Source organism: Acidimicrobiia bacterium (assembly GCA_035948415.1).
GTDB lineage: Bacteria > Actinomycetota > Acidimicrobiia > IMCC26256 > PALSA-555 > PALSA-555.
Window position 1 is genome coordinate 57,418 of the sequence record DASZJD010000039.1, and the last position, 18,666, is coordinate 76,083.

At 74.4% G+C, this 18,666-nt stretch carries 22 protein-coding genes; all 22 read left to right on the top strand.

All coding sequences use genetic code 11. The features are described from left to right. The first annotated feature begins 60 nt into the window (after nt 1–60). On the top strand, nt 61–759 hold the full coding sequence (locus VG869_06065; GenBank protein HEV3450755.1) for a CDP-alcohol phosphatidyltransferase family protein: 699 nt from the start codon (nt 61–63) through the stop codon (nt 757–759). Then, nucleotides 707–1,606, top strand: a complete 900-nt coding sequence (locus VG869_06070) for a phosphatidylinositol mannoside acyltransferase (GenBank protein ID HEV3450756.1) — start codon at nt 707–709, stop codon at nt 1,604–1,606. The genes VG869_06065 and VG869_06070 overlap by 53 nt, the downstream gene beginning before the upstream one ends. Then, nucleotides 1,603–2,718: a glycosyltransferase family 4 protein gene (locus VG869_06075; protein ID HEV3450757.1), complete on the top strand. Its 1,116-nt coding sequence runs from the start codon at nt 1,603–1,605 to the stop codon at nt 2,716–2,718. Before VG869_06070 ends, VG869_06075 begins: the two co-directional genes overlap by 4 nt. Before the next feature lie 99 nt (nt 2,719–2,817). Then, on the top strand, nt 2,818–3,378 hold the full coding sequence (locus tag VG869_06080) for a LemA family protein (protein ID HEV3450758.1): 561 nt from the start codon (nt 2,818–2,820) through the stop codon (nt 3,376–3,378). Nucleotides 3,379–3,403: 25 nt separating this feature from the next. After that, nucleotides 3,404–4,231, top strand: coding sequence for a M48 family metalloprotease (locus tag VG869_06085; GenBank protein HEV3450759.1), 828 nt, complete (start codon nt 3,404–3,406; stop codon nt 4,229–4,231). Nucleotides 4,232–4,313: 82 nt separating this feature from the next. Further along, nucleotides 4,314–5,210, top strand: a complete 897-nt coding sequence (pdxS, locus tag VG869_06090) for a pyridoxal 5'-phosphate synthase lyase subunit PdxS (protein HEV3450760.1) — start codon at nt 4,314–4,316, stop codon at nt 5,208–5,210. Between the two features lie 30 nt (nt 5,211–5,240). Continuing rightward, nucleotides 5,241–5,819: a pyridoxal 5'-phosphate synthase glutaminase subunit PdxT gene (pdxT, locus tag VG869_06095; protein ID HEV3450761.1), complete on the top strand. Its 579-nt coding sequence runs from the start codon at nt 5,241–5,243 to the stop codon at nt 5,817–5,819. 10 nt (nt 5,820–5,829) lie between these two features. Beyond that, complete coding sequence (locus VG869_06100) at nt 5,830–6,582, top strand: YebC/PmpR family DNA-binding transcriptional regulator (GenBank protein HEV3450762.1); 753 nt, start codon at nt 5,830–5,832, stop codon at nt 6,580–6,582. Then, nucleotides 6,579–7,040, top strand: a complete 462-nt coding sequence (locus VG869_06105) for a peroxiredoxin (protein ID HEV3450763.1) — start codon at nt 6,579–6,581, stop codon at nt 7,038–7,040. Before VG869_06100 ends, VG869_06105 begins: the two co-directional genes overlap by 4 nt. Next, complete coding sequence (locus tag VG869_06110; protein ID HEV3450764.1) at nt 7,040–7,450, top strand: PPOX class F420-dependent oxidoreductase; 411 nt, start codon at nt 7,040–7,042, stop codon at nt 7,448–7,450. Before VG869_06105 ends, VG869_06110 begins: the two co-directional genes overlap by 1 nt. A gap of 35 nt (nt 7,451–7,485) precedes the next feature. Beyond that, on the top strand, nt 7,486–7,944 hold the full coding sequence (locus VG869_06115; GenBank protein HEV3450765.1) for a (2Fe-2S)-binding protein: 459 nt from the start codon (nt 7,486–7,488) through the stop codon (nt 7,942–7,944). Further along, complete coding sequence (locus VG869_06120) at nt 7,941–8,762, top strand: xanthine dehydrogenase family protein subunit M (protein ID HEV3450766.1); 822 nt, start codon at nt 7,941–7,943, stop codon at nt 8,760–8,762. The genes VG869_06115 and VG869_06120 overlap by 4 nt, the downstream gene beginning before the upstream one ends. Nucleotides 8,763–8,797: 35 nt before the next feature. Then, on the top strand, nt 8,798–9,364 hold the full coding sequence (locus VG869_06125; GenBank protein ID HEV3450767.1) for a nucleotidyltransferase family protein: 567 nt from the start codon (nt 8,798–8,800) through the stop codon (nt 9,362–9,364). Then, entirely contained in the window at nt 9,361–9,999 is a 639-nt protein-coding gene (locus VG869_06130) for an SRPBCC family protein (protein HEV3450768.1), read from the top strand. The genes VG869_06125 and VG869_06130 overlap by 4 nt, the downstream gene beginning before the upstream one ends. Nucleotides 10,000–10,042: 43 nt before the next feature. After that, nucleotides 10,043–10,570: a crossover junction endodeoxyribonuclease RuvC gene (gene ruvC / locus VG869_06135; GenBank protein ID HEV3450769.1), complete on the top strand. Its 528-nt coding sequence runs from the start codon at nt 10,043–10,045 to the stop codon at nt 10,568–10,570. Then, nucleotides 10,567–11,148: a Holliday junction branch migration protein RuvA gene (gene ruvA, locus VG869_06140; protein HEV3450770.1), complete on the top strand. Its 582-nt coding sequence runs from the start codon at nt 10,567–10,569 to the stop codon at nt 11,146–11,148. The genes ruvC and ruvA overlap by 4 nt, the downstream gene beginning before the upstream one ends. A gap of 7 nt (nt 11,149–11,155) precedes the next feature. Continuing rightward, nucleotides 11,156–12,181 (top strand): Holliday junction branch migration DNA helicase RuvB, encoded by a 1,026-nt coding sequence (gene ruvB, locus VG869_06145; GenBank protein ID HEV3450771.1) that lies wholly within the window; start codon nt 11,156–11,158, stop codon nt 12,179–12,181. Nucleotides 12,182–12,238: 57 nt separating this feature from the next. Further along, nucleotides 12,239–12,535, top strand: coding sequence for a preprotein translocase subunit YajC (gene yajC, locus VG869_06150; protein HEV3450772.1), 297 nt, complete (start codon nt 12,239–12,241; stop codon nt 12,533–12,535). A gap of 2 nt (nt 12,536–12,537) precedes the next feature. Next, nucleotides 12,538–14,037: a protein translocase subunit SecD gene (secD, locus tag VG869_06155; protein ID HEV3450773.1), complete on the top strand. Its 1,500-nt coding sequence runs from the start codon at nt 12,538–12,540 to the stop codon at nt 14,035–14,037. Then, the gene (gene secF, locus VG869_06160; protein ID HEV3450774.1) at nt 14,034–15,206 is read left to right on the top strand and encodes a protein translocase subunit SecF; all 1,173 of its coding nucleotides are present in this window, start codon (nt 14,034–14,036) and stop codon (nt 15,204–15,206) included. The genes secD and secF overlap by 4 nt, the downstream gene beginning before the upstream one ends. A 163-nt stretch (nt 15,207–15,369) precedes the next feature. Continuing rightward, complete coding sequence (locus tag VG869_06165) at nt 15,370–17,271, top strand: hypothetical protein (GenBank protein ID HEV3450775.1); 1,902 nt, start codon at nt 15,370–15,372, stop codon at nt 17,269–17,271. 86 nt (nt 17,272–17,357) lie between these two features. Next, nucleotides 17,358–18,666: RelA/SpoT family protein (locus VG869_06170; GenBank protein HEV3450776.1), on the top strand; the 1,309-nt coding region annotated here is incomplete at its 3' end.

The window sequence follows — 18,666 nt, forward strand, 5'->3', positions numbered from 1 at the left end:
GGCTCGGCCTCCGCCCCGGCGACCGGCCCCGGCCTCCGAGCCCGGAGGGACCCCGAAGCCATGCTCGACCGACGATGGCGCGCCAAGGCTGAGCGTGCCCTGGAGCCCGTGGGCCGGGCCCTGCACGTGTTCGGGCTTTCGGCCGACGGGCTCACGATCCTCGGGCTCGTCGCCGCCGCCGGTACCGCCGCGCTCATCGCCAACGGGAACCTCGTCCTGGCCGTGTTCGGGCTCGTGCTCACCGGCCTCCCCGACGTGCTCGACGGGTCCGTCGCCCGTCAGAGCGGCACCGCCGGCCGCCGGGGCGCCTTCTTCGATTCGGTCTGCGACCGCGTCGCCGACGCCCTCCTCCTCGGAGGCGTGGCCTGGCACCTCACCGGAGGCGGCGGCGAGCTGGCGGTCCTGGCGCTCGCGGTGCTGGCCGTGTCGATGCTCGTCTCCTACGAGCGGGCCAAGGCCGAGGCGCTCGGGCTGAGCGCCCGCGGCGGGGTGATGGAGCGGGCCGAGCGGCTCGTGCTCCTCGGCGTCGGGCTGGCCTTCAACGTGCTCGTCCCCGTGCTCTGGCTCATGCTCGCCCTCACGAGCCTCACCGCGCTCCACCGCTTCGTCATGGTGTGGCGCCAGGCGACCTCGGCGCAGTCACCGCACCCCACGCCGAGCTCGGTGAACCCCGACCCGCGGTGGTCGCCCCGCTTCCGCAGCTTCCGTGCCCGGCGCACGCGCCCGCGCCGTATACGCCGGGTATCGGGTCGCCGCTGACGTCGCGCGGGTCGTCCCGCCCGCGCTCGGCGAACTGCTGGCGCGCTCGACCGCCTGGGTGTACCAAGCCGCCAACCCGGCCCGGCGGCGGCAGGTCGCCCGGAACCTCGACCGGGTGGCGCCGGCGCCGCTGGACCCGGCGGCGCGACGCCGGGCGGTGGCCTCGGTCTTCGACCACTACGGCCGCTACTTCCACGAGCTCTTCCGCCTCTCGGTCTCCGACCCGGCCGCGCTCGTCGCCGGGTTCGCCTGCGAGGGCAAGGAGCACGTGGCCGCCGCCGCCGCCCTCGGGCGGGGGGTGGTCATGGCCCTCCCGCACCTCGGGAACTGGGACCTGGCCGGGGCGTGGCTGGTGAGCGAGGGCTACGAGCTCACCGTCGTGGCGGAGCCCGTCGAGCCGCCCGAGCTCTTCGACTGGTTCGTCGCCACCCGGGAGCGCCTCGGCATGCGGGTGGTCGCGCTCGGCCCCGACTCCGGCGCCGCGCTGCTGCGCGACCTCCACGCCGGCCGCGTCGTGGCCCTCGTCTGCGACCGGGACATCAGCGGCGACGGCGTCCCCGTCGACTTCTTCGGGGAGCGGACCCGGCTCCCGGGGGGTCCGGCCGCGCTCGCGCTGCGGACCGGGGCGCCGCTGCTCCCGGTCGGCTGCTACTTCCGGCCCCGGCGGGGCCACGAGGCCCACATCCTCGAGCCGCTGGCCACGAGGCGCGAGGCGCGCGTGCGCGACGATGTCGCCCGAGTGACCCAGCAGCTGGCCCACCGGTTCGAGGAGTTGATCCGGGCCGCGCCCGACCAGTGGCTGCTGATGCAGCCGAACTGGCCGTCGGACGCGGTCGACCGGTCATGAGCGGCACCCGCCCGCTGCGGGTCGTGCTGAGCTCCCCGTACTCGCTGTCGCTGTACGGCGGCGTGCAGCTCCAGGTCCTCGGCCTCGCCCTGGCGCTCCGGGCCCGGGGCGTCGACGCCCGCGTCGTCGCTCCCACCGACGGGCCGCCGCCCTTCCCCGGCGTGACGAGCGTGGGGCCGAGCGTCCGCTACCCGTCGAACGGCTCGATCGCGCCGATCACGACGTCGAAGGCGGCGGCCCGGCGGTTCCTGGAGGCGTTGCGGGTCCTCGAGCCCGACGTGCTGCACCTCCACGAGCCGCTGTCGCCCGGCATCAACCACGCCGCCCTGGTCGGGACCGACATCCCGGCCGTCGGCACCTTCCACGCCGCCTTCGGCGGTCGGAACGCCTGGTACGACGCGTTCCGGCTCCCGCTCCGCAAGATGGTGGGCCGCCTCGACGTCCGCACCGCGGTGTCCGAGGAGGCCCAGCGGAACGTCGAGACGTCCTTCGGCGTCCCGTGCGAGATCCTCCCCAACGGGGTGGACGTCGGGATGTTCGCCAGCGCCGAGCCCTGGCCCTCCGACCGGCCCTCGGTGTGCTTCGTCGGACGGCACGAGCGCCGGAAGGGGCTCGGCGTGCTGCTCGAGGCGTTCCGTGGGCTCGAGCGCGACGCCGTCCTGTGGGTGGCGGGGGAGGGCCCCGAGACGGCGACGCTGCGCGCCCAGGCCGGGCCCGACGTGGTGTGGCTGGGGCCGATCTCGGAGCGGGAGAAGGCGCGCCGCCTCCGCGGGGCCACCGTCGCCTGCTTCCCCTCGGTCGAGGGGGAGTCCTTCGGCGTGGTCCTGCTCGAGGCCATGGCCGCGCGCACCGCGGTCGTCGCCTCCGACCTCACGGGCTACCGGCACGTCGCTCGGGACGGACGCGAGGCCGTCCTGGTGCCGCCCGACGACCCCGCCGCGCTGTGCGCCGCGGTGCGGCGGCTCCTCGACCACCCCGAGGAGCGGGCCGCGCTCGCCGAGGGGGGCCGGGCTCGGGCCGACGAGTTCTCGATCGGCGGCCTCGCCGAGCGGTTCGTCGAGCGCTACGAGACCGCCCTGGCGCGGCGGGCGCCCACCTCGGTCCCGGCCTGACGCCCGCGAGCGCGTCCGGCCCCGTGGCCGGGCTGCGGGTGCGGAGGGGCTTCGACGGCCGCCTCCTAGACTGCGGAGCCGATCGAGAGGTAGGTGGCCGTGGTCGCAGTCATCGTCGTCATCGCCATCGTCGTGGTGCTGCTCCTCGGGGTGGCGCTCTTCTACAACGGCCTGGTCCGGACCCGGAACCGGGTCGACAACGCCTGGTCGCAGATCGACGTGCAGCTGAAGCGTCGGTACGACCTGATCCCGAACCTCGTCGAGACGGTCAAGGGCTACGCCGCCCACGAGCGTCAGACCCTCGAGGCGGTGACGAACGCGCGCAGCAACGCCATCAACGCCCAGCAGGGCGGCGACCTCGCCCAGCAGGCCCAAGCCGAGAACGTGCTGAGCGGGGCCTTGAAAAGCCTGTTCGCGGTGGCGGAGCAGTACCCGGACCTGAAGGCGAACCAGAACTTCCTCCAGCTCCAGGAGGAGCTGACGTCGACCGAGGACCGCATCGCCTACGCCCGGCAGTTCTACAACGACGCCGTCCTCAACTACAACAACAAGATCCAGGTGTTCCCCCGCAACCTGCTCGCGAGCACCTTCAGCTTCGAGAAGCGTCAGTACTTCGAGGGCGACCCGGAGGCGACCGGCCCGGTCAAGGTGCAGTTCTGACCGCCACGCCACCGAGGCGGCCCCGATGAGCACGCGCGCCCCGCAGCCGACGGCGCGCCCGGACTTCCACCGCGAGAGCCGACGCAACCAGTGGCGGGCCGCCGCCATCCTGGCCGCGTTCGCGGCGGTCATCGTGCTGATCGGCGCGGCCGTGGTCCTGGCCGCCGGGCTCGGCCTCGTCGGCGTCGTCGTCGTGGTGGTGCTGGTCGCGGGCCTGGCCGGCTTCGCCTACGCGCGGTCGGACGCGGTGACGCTGGCGCTGGCGCGGGCCCGTCCCGCCGACGGCCCGAGCGTCGAGCGCTACCACAACGTCGTCGAGGGCCTCTGCATCGCCGCCGGGCTCCCGAAGCCCCGCCTGTACGTCGTCGACGACGAGGCGCCGAACGCGTTCACCACCGGCCGCAACCCCAAGCACGCCGCCCTGGCGGTGACGACGGGCCTGCTCGAGAAGCTGAACCGGGTCGAGCTCGAGGGCGTCGTCGCCCACGAGCTGTGCCACATCAAGAGCTACGACGTCCTGCCGTCGACGGTGGCGGTCGTCGCGATCGGGCCGCTGGCGGTGCTGCTGGCCCCGGTCGGGTGGCCGCTCCTGCAGCTCGCGACGAGCCCGGACCGGGAGCTCCACGCCGACGCCGCCGGCGTGCAGCTCACCCGGTACCCGCCGGGGCTGGCCTCGGCCCTGCGGAAGCTCCGGGCGGACCCGGCGGTGGTGCGGCACGCGTCGCGAGCCACCGCCCCGATGTGGATCGAGGCGCCCGTCGAGCGCGGTCCCGAGCCGGGCTCACGACGAACCCGGGCCTCCGACCTCCAGCCGCCGCTCGACCAGCGCATCAAGGTCCTCGAGTCGATGTGACGCCCCGCTCGTCGTCGCGACGGCCCGGGGCGGCGCGCCTTCCCCCGGTCGATTCGGCGAGGCCCCCGGTAGACTGGCGGCGATGACCGAACCGCGCGCCGCTCGAGCGGTGGGCACCGCCCGCGTGAAGCGGGGGCTGGCCGAGATGCTGCGCGGGGGCGTGATCATGGACGTCGTGACCGCCGAGCAGGCCCGGGTGGCCGAGGACGCCGGCGCCGTCGCCGTCATGGCCCTCGAGCGGGTGCCGGCCGACATCCGTCGGGACGGCGGCGTCGCCCGCATGAGCGATCCCGCCATGATCGAGGCCATCCAGGCCGCGGTCACGATCCCGGTGATGGCGAAGTGCCGGATCGGCCACTTCGCCGAGGCCCAGGTGCTCGAGGCCCTCGGCGTCGACTACGTCGACGAGAGCGAGGTCCTCACCCCCGCCGACGAGGCCCACCACGTCGACAAGTGGCCGTTCACGGTCCCGTTCGTGTGCGGCGCCACCAGCCTCGGCGAGGCGCTGCGCCGCGTCGGCGAGGGCGCGGCGCTCATCCGGTCGAAGGGCGAGGCCGGCACCGGCAACATCGTCGAGGCGGTGCGCCACCTCCGGTCGATCCTCGGCGCCGTCCGCCAGCTGACCGTGGCCGACGAGGCCGAGCGGTACGCCGCGGCCAAGGACCTGCGGGCGCCGGTCGAGCTCGTCCTCGAGGTCGCCACCCGCGGCGAGCTCCCCGTGCCGCTCTTCTGCGCCGGCGGGATCGCCACGCCGGCCGACGCCGCGCTCGTGATGCAGCTCGGCGCGCAGGCCGTGTTCGTCGGCAGCGGGATCTTCAAGAGCGCCGACCCGGCCGCCCGCGCCAAGGCCGTGGTCGAGGCCACCACCCACTACGCCGACCCCGCCATCCTGGCCAAGGTGTCCCGTGGCCTCGGCGAGCCGATGCGCGGCGACGAGATCGCGACGCTCGACGTGAAGCTCGCCGAGCGGGGCTGGTAAGCGTGCGCACCGCCGCGCGCCCCCCAGGCCATGAAGGTCGGCGTCCTCGCCCTCCAGGGGGCGTTCCGCGAGCATCGTGAGACCCTCGACGCCCTCGGCGTCGAGGCCCACGAGGTCCGCTCGGTGGCGGCGCTGGCGCCCCTCGACGCGCTGATCCTGCCCGGCGGGGAGTCGACGACGATCGGCCGGCTGCTCGCTACGTCGGGGCTGCTCGACCCGCTCCGGGAGCGGATCGCCGACGGGATGCCCGTCCTCGGCACCTGCGCCGGCGTGATCCTGCTCGCCACCCGGGTCCTGGACGGCCGACCGGACCAGCCGACGCTCGGCGCCCTCGACGTCACCGTGCGCCGCAACGGCTACGGCACCCAGCTCGAGTCCTTCGAGGCCGACCTGGACGTGGCGGGCGTCGGCGGCCGACCGTTCCCCGGCGTGTTCATCCGCGCGCCGGTGCTCGAGGAGGTGGGCGCCGGCGTGGAGGTGCTCGCCCGCCACGGCGACCACCCGGTGCTCGTTCGCCGCGGCCCGGTGTGGGGCGCGACCTTCCATCCCGAGCTGGCCGGCGACCTGCGCGTCCACGAGCGGTTCCTCCACCCGACCGACACCCGATGAAGGGGGTGCGATGAGCGGACATTCGAAGTGGCACTCGATCAAGCACAAGAAGGGCGCGGCCGACAGCGCGCGCGGGAAGCTGTTCGCCAAGCTCATCCGCCAGATCGAGGTCGCCGCCCGGGAGGGCGGGGCCGACCCGGACGCCAACCCGACGCTGCGCACGATGGTCGGCAAGGCGCGCGACGCGTCGGTGCCGGTCGACACGATCGACCGGGCGATCAAGCGCGGCACCGGCCAGCTCGAGGGCGTCCGCTACGAGCAGTGCACCTACGAGGGCTACGCGCCGAACGGCGTCGCCGTGCTCGTCGAGTGCCTCACCGCCAACCGCAACCGCACCGGCGCCGAGGTCAAGAACGTGTTCACCCGCCTCGGCGGCTCGCTCGCCGAGCCCGGCGCGGTGTCGTGGCAGTTCGAGCGCAAGGGCGTGATCGTCCTCGAGAAGGCGGCCGCCAGCGAGGACGACCTCATGCTGGCCGCCCTCGACGCCGGCGCCGAGGACATCGTCGACCAGGGCGACACCTGGCAGGTGACGACCGGGCCCGCCGACCTGCATCGGGTTCGGGACGGGCTCGACGCCGCCGGCATCCCGGTCACGAGCGCCGACCTGCTGATGCTCCCCACCACGACGGTCCCGCTCACCGACGAGGCCGGAGCCCGGTCCGTCCTGCGGGTGATCGACGCCCTCGAGGAGCAGGACGACGTGCAGACGGTGAACGCCAACTTCGACATCCCCGACGACGTGCTCCAGGCGGTGATGGCATGAGACCCAAGGTCGGCGAGGCCGCTCCCGACTTCCGGCTCCCCGGCGTCGAGGCCGGCGCTCGGCGCGAGTTCACGCTCTCCGAGTACCGGGGCCGCAAGGTCGTGCTCGCGTTCTACCCCGGCGACTTCACCCCCGGCTGAACGCGGCAGCTGCGCTCGTACCGCGACGACTTCGCCGCGTTCGAGCGGGCGGGTGCGGTCGTGCTCGCCGTCTCCCCCCAGGACGTGGACAGCCACGAGCGGTGGGCCGCCCAGGAGGGCTTCGGGTTCGCGCTGCTCGCCGACCCGGACCGGGTCGCGATCCACGCCTACGGCGTGGGCGCGCCCGTCGTGGGCGTGCGCCGGTCGATCTTCCTGATCGATACTGGCGGCGTGGTCCGTTGGCGCTACAGCGGCACGGTCCGGGCCATCTTCAAGCGCCCGGAGCAGCTGACCCGCATCCTGGCCGGGATGTCCTGATGGACCTCCCCGAGGCGCTCGACTTCGTGCGGGCCAACCACCGGGCCGTGCTCGCCACCGGCCGGGCCGACGGTCGCCCCCAGCTGTCGCCCGTCGTCGCGGCGGTGGACGACGACGACCACGTCGTCGTCAGCACGCGGGAGACCGCGATGAAGACGCACAACGTGCGCCGCGAGCCTTCGGTGTCGCTCTGCGTGCTCTCGGACGCCTTCTTCGGCGCGTGGGCGCAGCTCGACGGGACCGCGACGGTCGTCTCGCTGCCGGCGGCGATGGAGCCCCTCGTCGACTACTACCGCCGGATCGCCGGCGAGCACCCCGACTGGGACGCGTACCGCGCCGCGATGCAGCGCGAGCAGCGAGTGCTGCTGCGAATCGCGGTGACGCACGCCGGGCCCACCCGGTCCGGGTGAGGCTAGATTTCGCCGCGCGCACACCCGGGGGAGCAGTGGAAGTCTCGATCACCGTCAACGGCCAGACGCGGACCCACGACGTCGAGGCTCGCACGCTGCTGGTCCAGTTCCTGCGGGACGAGTGCCGGCTGACCGGCACCAAGATCGGCTGCGACACGTCGTCCTGCGGCGCCTGCACCGTCCTCGTCGACGGCGAGTCGGTGAAGTCCTGCACCATGCTGGCGGTCCAAGCCGACGGGACGAGCGTCACCACCATCGAGGGGCTCGCGGACGGTGATGCGCTGCACCCGGTGCAGCGAGCGTTCCAGGAGCACCACGCCCTCCAGTGCGGGTTCTGCACCGCCGGCATGGTGATGGCGGCGGTCTCGCTCCTCGACGAGATCCCGAACCCGACCGAGCGCGACGTCCGCCTCGGTCTCGAGGGCAACCTCTGTCGCTGCACCGGCTACCACAACATCGTGGCCGCCGTGCTGGCCGTGGGGGAGCGGGCGTGATCCCGGCCCCGTTCGAGTACGTGCGCGCCGGCACGGCCGACGAGGTAGTCGGCGCGCTCGCCGAGCACGGCGACGAGGCCAAGGTCCTGGCCGGCGGCATGTCCCTGCTGCCGCTCATGAAGCTGCGGCTCGCCACCCCGTCGGTGCTCGTCGACGCGGCCCGGATCCCCGACCTCGCCTTCATCCGCGACGCCGGCGACCACATCGCCGTCGGCGCGCTCACCCGCCACCGCGACCTCGAGACGAGCGACCTGCTCGCCGCGCAGTGCGGCGTGCTCCGCGCCGTCGCGGCGCAGGTCGGCGACAACCAGGTCCGGCACCGCGGCACGCTCGGCGGGTCGGTCGCCCACGGCGACCCGGCCTCGGACCTGCCCGCCGCCCTGCTCGCCCTCGACGCCACGCTCGTGGCCCGCGGCCCCGACGGTGAGCGCACGGTCGCCGTCGCCGACTTCTTCCTCGGCTTCCTCGAGACCGCGCTCGCCCCCGACGAGCTGCTCACCGAGGTCCGGGTGCCGAAGACCGGGGCCGGAGGCTTCTCGTACCAGAAGTTCAACCGGCGAGCCCAGGACTGGGCGACCGTCGGCGCCGTGGCCGTCGTGAACGGCGCCGCCCGGGTCGCGCTGGTGAACATGGGCGGCACGCCCCTGCGCGCCACCGGCGTCGAGGCCGCGCTCGCGGGCGGCGCGTCGGTGGGGGAGGCCGCCGAGCACGCCGCCGACGGCACGGACCCCCCGAGCGACCTCAACGCCTCCCCGGAGTACCGGGCGCACCTCGCCCGCGTCCTCGTCCGCCGGGCGCTCACCGAGGCGCGCGCCTGACCGACGGGCCGCTCCCCGGGACGGCGGCGGCGATCCTGGCCGCCGGGCGCGGCTCCCGGCTCGCCGGCCGCACGCCGAAGCCGCTCCTGACCCTCGACGGGCGACCCCTCGTCCGGTGGGCCATCGACGCCGCGACGGCCGCGGGCGCGGCGCCGGTGCTGCTCGTCGTGGGCCGGGCCGGCCGAGCGGTGGGTCGCGCCGCGCCGCCCGGCGTCGCCGTCGTCCGATCGCGGGGCTGGCGCCTCGGCATCGCGCACTCGCTGCGCGCCGCGCTGGACGCGCTCGCCGGAACCTCCGTGCCGGCGCTGTGCGTCGGGCTGGCCGACCAGCCCCTCGTCGGCCCGGACGCCTACCGGCGACTCGCGGCCGCGCACGCCCGCGGCGCACGCCTCGCGGTGGCCACGTACGCGGGGGAGCGCGGCAACCCGGTGCTCCTGGACCGGTCGCTGTGGCCGGCGGCCGGCGCGCTGCGCGGCGACGTCGGTGCTCGGGCGCTCATGGCCACCCACGAGGTGACGGAGGTCGACTGCACCGGCACGGGTGACCCGGCCGACGTCGATACGCTCGAAGACCTGCGCGCTCTCGAGGGGAGGTCAGCATGAAGCTCGACCACGACTTCCGGGTCGACGCCGGGCTCGACACGGCGTGGCTCGTGCTGCTCGACATCGAGCGCATCGCCCCGTGCATGCCCGGCGCCCAGCTCCAGGAGGTCGAGGGCGACGAGTACCGCGGCACCGTGAAGGTGAAGGTGGGCCCGATCACCGCGCAATACCGGGGTGTCGCCCGCGTCGTCGAATCGGACCCGGCGACGCACCGCGTCGTGCTCCACGCCGAGGGACGGGACACGCGCGGCCAGGGCAACGCGTCGGCAACGATCACCGCCACGCTCGCCCCGGACGGCGACGGGACCCGAGTCCGGGTCGACACCGACCTGAGTGTCACCGGCAAGGTGGCCCAGTTCGGCCGGGGCGTGATGGCGGACGTCTCGACCAAGCTGCTCGGCCAGTTCGTGGACTGCCTCGGCACCACCGTCCTCGCGGCCGAGAGCCCGGATGGGCCGGCGCCGACGCCGACCCCGCCCGCCGCGGCCCCGACCGGGGCCCGAGCCGTCGACGCCCCCGCGGCCGAGGCGGTCGACCTCATGCGGGCGGCCGGCGGCGCCGTGGCCAAGCGGCTCGTCCCCGTGGCCGCGGCGGTCATCGTCGTGGGCGTCGTGATCTGGCTCGTCGCTCGCTGAGGGGTCCGCCACCGCGGTCCGGCCCACCCCTAGCATCGAATATGTGTTCGACGCGCGCGGGCCGGTGCTCGGCATCGACCCTGGGCTCTCCTGCTGCGGCTACGGCGCGGTCCGCCGCCACGAGCGGGCGCTCACGGCGGTGGCCTGCGGCGTCCTCCGCACCGAGCCGACGGCGCCGTTGCCGGACCGGCTCGCGACCCTCGAGGCGGAGCTCGACGTCTTCCTGCGCGAGCTGCGGCCGTGCGCCCTCGCGGTCGAACGGGTCTTGTTCCAGGCCAACGTGCGCACCGCCATCTCGGTGGGCCAGGCGAGCGGCATCGCGCTGGCCGTCGCCGCTCGGGCCGGGGTGCCCGTCACCCACTACAGCCCGAACGAGGTGAAGCTCGCCGTCGCCGGCGACGGCGGCGCGGCGAAGGCCCAGGTCCAGGACATGACGCGGCGGCTGCTGCGGCTGGCCGAGGCACCTCCCCCCGACGCCGCCGACGCCTTGGCCCTGGCGGTCTGCCACCTCTGGCGGGCGCCCCTGCGCGAGCGCGTGAGCCGGGCCGTGGCCGCGGGACCGTCGTCGTGATCGGCTCGCTGCGCGGCACCGTCCTCGAGCGCTCGCTCAGCGGCGAGGTGGTCGTCGAGGTCGGCGGCGTCGGCTACCGCGTCCTCGTCCCGACGCTCGCGGCGCTGGTGCCCGGGGAGCCGGCCTTCCTCTTCACCCACCTCCACGTGCGCGAGGACGCGCTCGTCCTCTATGGCTTCCCGACCCGGGAGGAGCGCGACACCTTCGAGGTGCTCATCGGCGCCACCGGCGTGGGCCCGAAGCTGGCATTGGCGATCTGCTCGGTGCACGGGCCCGCCGCGCTGCGCCGCGTCCTCGCCGACGACGACGTCGACGCGCTCACGCTCGTGCCGGGGGTGGGGAAGCGCACGGCCCAGCGGCTCCTGCTCGAGCTCAAGGCCCGCCTCGAGGTTCCGGGCGTCGTGGTTCTCGAAGACGGAGCCGAGGCGAGCGGCCGACGGCAGGTGCGTGAGGCGCTGGCCGAGCTCGGCTACGGCCCGGACGAGGTCCGGGACGCGGTGGTCGGGCTCTCCGACGACGGCCCGGTGGAGCAGCTCCTGCGGGACGCGCTGCGTCGCATCGCCGGCGCCCGCGTGTGAGCGATCGATGCGCGAAGAGCTCTTGAAGCCGGACGCCGACCCGGGGGAGCGGGCCGAGGAGACCACCCTGCGGCCGCGGCGGCTCGCCGACTTCGTCGGGCAGCCCCGCCTGAAGGAGCACCTCGAGATCCTGCTCGGCGCGGCCCGGCGCCGACGGCAGGCCGCCGACCACCTGCTCCTGGCGGGACCGCCCGGCGTCGGGAAGACCACGCTGGCCGGGATCGTCGCCGTCGAGCTCGACGTCGGCCTGCGCATCACCAGCGGCCCCGCCCTCGAGCGGGCCGGGGACCTCGCCGCGATCCTCTCGAACCTCGACGACGGCGACGTCCTGTTCATCGACGAGATGCACCGCCTTCCTCGCGCCGTCGAGGAGGTGCTCTACCCGGCGATGGAGGACTTCGCGCTGGACATCGTCCTCGGGCGGGGCCCGTCGGCGCAGTCCATCCGGCTCGACCTGCCGCGGTTCACGCTCGTCGGCGCGACGACTCGGAGCGGCATGATCACCGACCCGCTCCGAGACCGGTTCGGGTTCGTGGCGCGCCTCGACTACTACGACCCCGAGGACCTGGTCGTCATCCTCGAGCGGTCGGCGCGCATCCTCGGCGTGTCGCTCGCCTCCGACGCCGCGGCGGAGCTCGCAGGGCGCGCCCGCGGCACGCCCCGGATCGCGAACCGGCTCCTGAAGCGGGTGCGCGACTATGCCGAGGTGCGGGCCGACGGCCACGTGGACGGCGCCGTCGCCGACGCCGCGCTCGCGCTCTTCGAGATCGACGCCCTCGGCCTCGACAAGGTGGACCGGGACATCCTCGCGACGCTCTGCGAGCGGTTCGCCGGTCAACCGGTCGGCCTCAACACCCTCGCGGTCAGCGTCGCCGAGGCTCCGGACACCGTCGAGGACGTGTACGAGCCGTTCCTCCTGAAGCAGGGCCTGATCCTCCGCACCCCGCGCGGGCGCGTCGCCACACCGGCGGCCTACGTCCACCTCGGGATCGGCGTCCCCGCCAACGTGAGCCCGAGCCTCTTCGAGAGCTGACGAGGGAGGCGCGAAGGGCCTCCGCTACGATCGGCGCGCCGTGTCCGGCAGCAGCCCATGAGCCTCGTCGTCGTCTACCTCGTCATCCTGGTCGCCGCGTTCTTCTTCCTGGTCGTGCGGCCGCAGCGCCGGCAGATGGCGTCGCACCGGGCCCTCGTGGCGAGCCTGTCGCCGGGCGACGAGGTCGTCACCACGGGCGGGATCCTCGGGACCATCCGGTCGCTCGACGAGGAGGTGGCCGAGCTCGAGGTCGCCCCGGGCGTGGTCCTCCGCGTCGCCCGCGGCGCCATCGCCCGCCGGACCGGGCCGCACCCCGCTGGTGGGCCGCCGGCCGACGACGCCGCCCCGGGCTGACCGTGCGCCGGCTCCAGGCCTACCTCATCGGCACGATCGTCGTGGTGATCGTGGCCCTGACCGCCACGATCCTGTCCGGCAACGCGCCGGTCCTGGGCCTCGACCTCAAGGGCGGCATCTCGGTGACGCTGGCCCCGGTCGGGAAGTTCACGTCGGCCGCCCTCGACGAGAACCTCAACATCATCAACCAGCGGGTGAACTCCTTCGGCGTGGCCGAGCCCGACATCAGCCGGCAGGGCAACGACCTCGTGGTCGAGCTTCCCGGCGTGAAGGATCGGGCGCAGGCGCTGCGCCTGGTCGGGCAGACGGCGCAGCTGCGGTTCCGGCCCGTGCTCGCGACCGTGCCGGCGACGGCGGCGCTGGCCCCGAGGGGCACGACGTCCACCACCACCGCGGCGACGCGCCAGACCGCCGAGCGCGCCGTGGCGGCGTGCGACGCCACGCAGATCTCGACCCTGGTCAGCGCCGGCGCCGAGGTCCCGACGACGCCGCTGGCCAACGACGCCAGGGGCGCGTGCGTCGTCCTGCCGGTCCGGAACAGCAAGACGCGGCTGCTGCTCGGCCCGGTGACGGCCAAGCCGGGCCTCGGCGTGCCCGCCGGCCTCACCGGCGGCGACGTCGCGAGCGCGAGCTCGAGCTTCGCGCAGGGCCAGGGCTACGCCGTCAACATGACCCTCAAGAGCTCGGGGCTCAAGAAGTTCAACGACCTCGCCGCCGCGTCCTTCCCGCAGTCCGCCCCGCGCAACGAGGTCGCGATCGCCCTCGACGCGCTCGTGTACTCGGCCCCGGCCTTCCAGGCCTCGTCGTTCAGCGGACCGGTGCAGATCACGGGCAACTTCACGCCCAGCCAGGCGTCGGACCTGGCCAAGGTCATCAACTACGGCGCGCTCCCGGTCCCGCTGCGGCGGATCAACACCCAGGACGTCTCGCCGACGCTCGGGAACGACCAGCTGAACGCCGGGATCGCCGCCGGCATCATCGGCTTGGTCCTCGTCGCCCTCTACATGCTCGTCTACTACCGGCTGCTCGGGCTGGTCGTGTTCCTCGGGCTCGCCATGAGCGGCGCGCTGCTGTACGCGATCGTGTCGGGGATCGGGCCCTCGATCCATCTGGCCCTCACGCTGTCCGGCGTGACGGGGATCGTGGTGTCGATCGGGATCACCGTGGACTCGTACGTCGTGTACTTCGAGCGCCTGAAGGACGAGGTGCGCACGGGCCGGACGGTGCGATCGTCGGTCGACCGCGGCTTCGCCCGCTCGTTCCGCACGATCTTCGCCGCCGACTTCGTCTCGTTGCTCGGCGCCGTGGCCCTCTACGCCCTCGCGATCGGCTCGGTGAAGGGCTTCGCCCTGTTCCTCGGGATCGCCACCCTGCTCGACCTGGCGGTTTCCTACTTCTTCATGCACCCACTGGTGTCGATGCTGGCCCGGCGGCCGGAGCTCGTCCGCATGCGCAACGTCGGGATCGCCGCCGGGCTCGACGCGCCGGCGGTGACGGCGTGACGCCCCCGGCGCCGGCCCGGGGACCGCGGCGCGCGCTCAGCGACCTGTTCCACGAGCGCACGAACTACAACTTCATCGACCGGTCCTGGCGGTGGGCGCTGCTGTCGGGCACGGTGCTGCTCATCGCCATCGGCGGCCTGGCCATCCGCGGCCTGAACCTGGGGATCGACTTCACCGGCGGCCTCTCGTACACCGTCTCGGTCAAGGGGCCGGCCCCGTCGGTGAACACGGTGCGGGACGTGCTGCGGAACGTCGGCCAGGCGGACGCCAAGATCTCGATCCAGCAGAACGTCGCCAACGGCACCAACTCGGTCGTGGTGCAGGCCCCGACGGTGAGCGCCGCCACCCGCGACCGGATCCGCGGCGCGCTCCAGCGCTACGGGCCGGTGACGAACGCAGTGGAGGTGAGCGCGACCTGGGGCGACACGGTCACGAACAAGGCGCTCGTGGCGCTCATCGTGTTCTTCTTCCTCATCGCCGGGTACCTCACGCTGCGGTTCGAGTGGCGCATGGCGCTGGCGGCGATCATCGCCGTGATCCACGACATCCTGGTCACGACGGGGGTGTACGCGGTGACGGGATTCCAGGTCGTCCCCGCGACCGTCATCGCGTTCCTCACCATCCTCGGCTACTCCCTCTACGACACCGTGGTCGTGTTCGACAAGGTCTCCGAGAACACCCCCGCGGTCGGCACCGAGCGGTTCCCGAACTACTCGACCATGGTCAACCGGTCCCTGAACCAGGTCCTGATGCGCTCGATCAACACGTCGCTGGTGGCGGTGATCCCGGTGGCCTCGCTCGTGTTCGTCGGCAGCGGCCTCTTCGGGGCCACGACGCTGAAGGACTTCGCCCTGGCCCTGTTCGTCGGGCTCACGACGGGCGCGTACTCGTCGATCTTCGTGGCGACCCCGATCGTGGCCTGGCTGAAGGAGCGAGAGCCGCGGTACCGCGCCGTCCGCCAGCGGTCCTCGGTGCAGCAGACGCGCCGGACCCGGGACGTCCCCGCGCCCGCCGTCGTCGGGGCGCCGAGCACGGATCGCGCCGAGGAGGCGGCCCGGCCAGGCCCGCCGCCCGAGCCGGCGGTGCCGTCGGTGTCGTCGGCGCCGTCCCCACGCCCCGGCGCCGTCGCGCCGCGGCCGCGGCAGCAGCGCCGACGGAAGCGACGCTGAGCCGCCGAGCGTCCGGCCCGTGCTCACCCGCCGGGCCGGACGGCTCCCCGCCGACGCCCTGACGCCGGCGCGCCTCGCGGCGCCGGCCGTTGCGCGCCGCCCCGGCCTCGACGCGGACCCGCGACCGAACCGGCTTCGTGGCGAACGGCCTACTGTGCGCCGCGTGCTGGCGGCGGCCCACTTCGACGGGGCCGCGGTCACGCTGCTCGTGGCCGGCGGGGCCGCCGGTGTCGCGCTGGCGATCGTGTTCGTGGTCCGGTACGCGGCCACCTTCCCGGCGTTGCCGACCCCCGGTCCCGAGACGGCGGAGCTCGGTGACGAGACCCCGGCGGTGGCGAACCTGCTCGTGAACCGTTGCACCGTCACGCGCGTGGCCGCGGCGTCGACCCTCGTCGACCTGGCGGCCCGCCGGTTCCTCGAGCTGTTCGAGGCTGGGCCCGGACGGTGCGTGGTGCGCCTGCGGTCGGCGCCGGGGGCGGGTCCGCTGACGAAGTACGAGGAGCAGGTCCTCCAGCTCGTCCGCGCCCGGGCGACGGGCGGCTCGGCGCCGCTCGAGGCCGTCCAGCTCGACGAGGGCCAGGTCGATGCGTGGCACGACCGCTTCCGCAAGGGTGTCGTCGCCGAGGCGAAGGCACGCGGGCTGCTGCGCGGACGATGGTCTCGGCTCGACTGGGCGCTGTTCGCCGTCCTCGCAGGGGCGGCGCTCGCGCTCGTCGCCGCGGGCCTCGACGTCGCCGGCGTCGAGGGCGCCACCCGCGCCGGCTCGTCGACGCGCCGCTTCCCCCGCGAGGACTGGTTCGTCGTCGCCGTCGGCGCGTGGCTGGTGGTGCTGGGCGTGATCGCCACGTTCCGGTCGGTCCGCTACTCGTCGAGCGGGACCAGCGCGGCGGCCCGCTGGCTCGGCGTCAAGCGGTACCTCCGGCGTGACCCGGCCTTCGCCGACGCCCCGCCCGCCGCGGTGGCGGTCTGGGACCGGCTCCTGGCCTACGGCACCGCGCTCGGCGTGTCGCGCGCGACCGCCGCCGCGATCCCGCTCGCCGGCGAGGATCGAGCCACGGCCTGGAGCCGCGCCGGCGGCGACTGGCACCAGGTCCACGTCGAGTACCCCCGCCGCTTCGGGTACGGCCAGCGCCCGCTGCCGGTGCTGCTCGGGGGCCTGGTCCGAGTGGTGTTCTGGGGCGGGCTGGCGTTCGCGCTCCTTCCCTTCATCGCCGACCGGGTCTGGACCGCCGGCCGCGACGCGATCGACCCGGCCCACCTCAGCAGCGCCGCCGTCGTCGCGGTCGTCGCCGCGTTCTTCGTCGGGTTCGGGGTCGTCGGCATCGGCCTCCTGGCCCGGGTCGCGGACGGCCTGGTCCGCCTGGGCCGCGGCGCCGCCGATCTCGGCCGCGTGCGGACCGTGGAGGGCCCGGTCGTGAAGGTCGTCGGGGCCGGCCGCTGGTTCGCCGTCGACCCCGGCCACGTCGACCACGTCCAGGCCTGGCACCCCGGCGACCTCGCGCTGCCGACGCGTGGCGCCACGGTCCGGGTCACGCTCACCCCGCACCTCCGGCATGTCACCGCGATCAGCATCCTCGAGGAGCCCCCCGGTGGCGGGGTGGACGGGGCCGCGACCCCGACGGGCGGGACGGCGCCCCGCCCGGTCCCGGTCGACGCCGCCGCCGTCGACGCGTGCGCCGGGCTGGCGCTGGCCGAGGTCGCCCCCGAGTCCATCGCCGGCTTCGCGCCGTCGCGGGTGCCGGTCGGGGCGGCCGTCCGCGCCTTCAGCGACGGGACCAGCCGGATCCTCATCATCTTCGTCCCCGAGGGCGAGGGACTCCTGGAGGCGGCGGGGCCGGCCGCCGTGGCCCGCCGGCTCCACGAGCGGGCCGCCGGGGGTCGCTGGAGCCAGGACCGGGTGCTGATCCAGCTGACCCCCGCCGGCCTCGTGATCGTCGACGTCGACCTCGCCGGCCGATCGTCGGCCGAGCGCGAGCAGGTCGCCCGCGCGCTCGCGGCCCGAGTCGCGGCGTCGGCCGCGCCGCCGCCGGCCCCGGTGCCGCCGCCGGGCCCCCCGCTCGGGTGACGGCCGGGGCCGGGACCCGGACGGCCCGAACGGTCCCCGGGCCGGGCGCCCCGGGACCACGGGCGGGCCCTACGATGAGGGGGGACATGAGCACGCTCGACGTCCGACCCGACCGACCCGACCGTCGGTCGGGGCTGCCCCGGCCCTGGCGGCGGCACCAGGTCGCCGTCGACCTCGCGCCGCTCCTGGCCGAGTTCCAGGCCCGTCACCGCCGGGCCGACACCACGCTCATCGAGCGGGCCTTCGACGTGGCTCGGGCCGCGCACGCCGACCAGGTGCGCCGCTCCGGGGGGCCGTACCTCGAGCACCCCCTCGGCGTGGCGATGGTGATCGCCCAGCTCGGGCTCGACGACATCACCGTCGCCGGCGCGCTCCTGCATGACGCGGTCGAGGACACGGCGGTCACGGTCGCCGACATCGAGGCCCGCTTCGGCGGCGAGCTCGCCGCCATCGTCGACGGCGTCACGAAGCTGGACCGGCTCCAGTTCGACTCCCGCGAGGCCCAGCAGGCTGCCACCCTGCGGAAGATGCTCGTCGCGATGGCGAGCGACATCCGGGTGCTGCTCATCAAGCTCGCGGACCGGCTCCACAACATGCGCACGATCGCGTCGCTGCCGGAGCCGAAGCAGCGGCGCATCGCCCAGGAGACGCTCGACATCTACGCGCCCCTCGCGCACCGGCTCGGCATCCAGGAGCTGAAGTGGCAGCTCGAGGACCTGGCCTTCGAGGTCCTCCACCGGAAGCGGTACGCCGAGATCGAGCAGATGGTCGCGAGCCGGGCGCCGGCGCGAGAGGAGGAGCTGGCGCGGGTGCTCGCGGAGCTGCGCGAGCGACTGGCCGAGCTCCATATCGAGGCCGTCGTGCAGGGCCGCCGGAAGCACTACTGGTCCATCTACGAGAAGATGGTCGTGAAGGGCAAGGAGTTCGACGAGGTGCAGGACCTGGTCGGCGTGCGCGTCATCGTCGACTCGGTGAAGGACTGCTACGGCGCGCTCGGGTCGATCCACGCCCTCTGGGCACCGGTGCAGGGGCGGTTCAAGGACTACATCGCCATGCCCAAGTTCAACCTCTACCAGTCGCTGCACACGACGGTGGTCGGCCCCGGCGGCAAGCCGGTCGAGGTCCAGATCCGCACCAAGGAGATGCACCGGCGGGCCGAGTTCGGGATCGCCGCCCACTGGGGCTACAAGGAGCACTCGCCGGCCGAGGACCTGGCGTGGCTGCAGCGGATGGTCGACTGGCAGCAGGACACGTCGGACCCGACCGAGTTCATGGAGACCTTGAAGATCGACCTCCAGCAGGACGAGGTCTTCGTGTTCACGCCGAAGGGCAAGGTCGTGACGCTGCCGACCGGCGCCACGCCGGTCGACTTCGCGTACGCGATCCACACCGAGG

Coding starts and splice junctions, on each gene's coding strand:
- VG869_06065 (HEV3450755.1), top strand. CDS start 61: ATGCTCGACCGACGATGGCGCGCCAAGGCTGAGCGTGCCCTGGAGCCC.
- VG869_06075 (HEV3450757.1), top strand. CDS start 1,603: ATGAGCGGCACCCGCCCGCTGCGGGTCGTGCTGAGCTCCCCGTACTCG.
- VG869_06085 (HEV3450759.1), top strand. CDS start 3,404: ATGAGCACGCGCGCCCCGCAGCCGACGGCGCGCCCGGACTTCCACCGC.
- pdxS (HEV3450760.1), top strand. CDS start 4,314: ATGACCGAACCGCGCGCCGCTCGAGCGGTGGGCACCGCCCGCGTGAAG.
- pdxT (HEV3450761.1), top strand. CDS start 5,241: ATGAAGGTCGGCGTCCTCGCCCTCCAGGGGGCGTTCCGCGAGCATCGT.
- VG869_06100 (HEV3450762.1), top strand. CDS start 5,830: ATGAGCGGACATTCGAAGTGGCACTCGATCAAGCACAAGAAGGGCGCG.
- VG869_06110 (HEV3450764.1), top strand. CDS start 7,040: ATGGACCTCCCCGAGGCGCTCGACTTCGTGCGGGCCAACCACCGGGCC.
- VG869_06130 (HEV3450768.1), top strand. CDS start 9,361: ATGAAGCTCGACCACGACTTCCGGGTCGACGCCGGGCTCGACACGGCG.
- ruvB (HEV3450771.1), top strand. CDS start 11,156: ATGCGCGAAGAGCTCTTGAAGCCGGACGCCGACCCGGGGGAGCGGGCC.
- yajC (HEV3450772.1), top strand. CDS start 12,239: ATGAGCCTCGTCGTCGTCTACCTCGTCATCCTGGTCGCCGCGTTCTTC.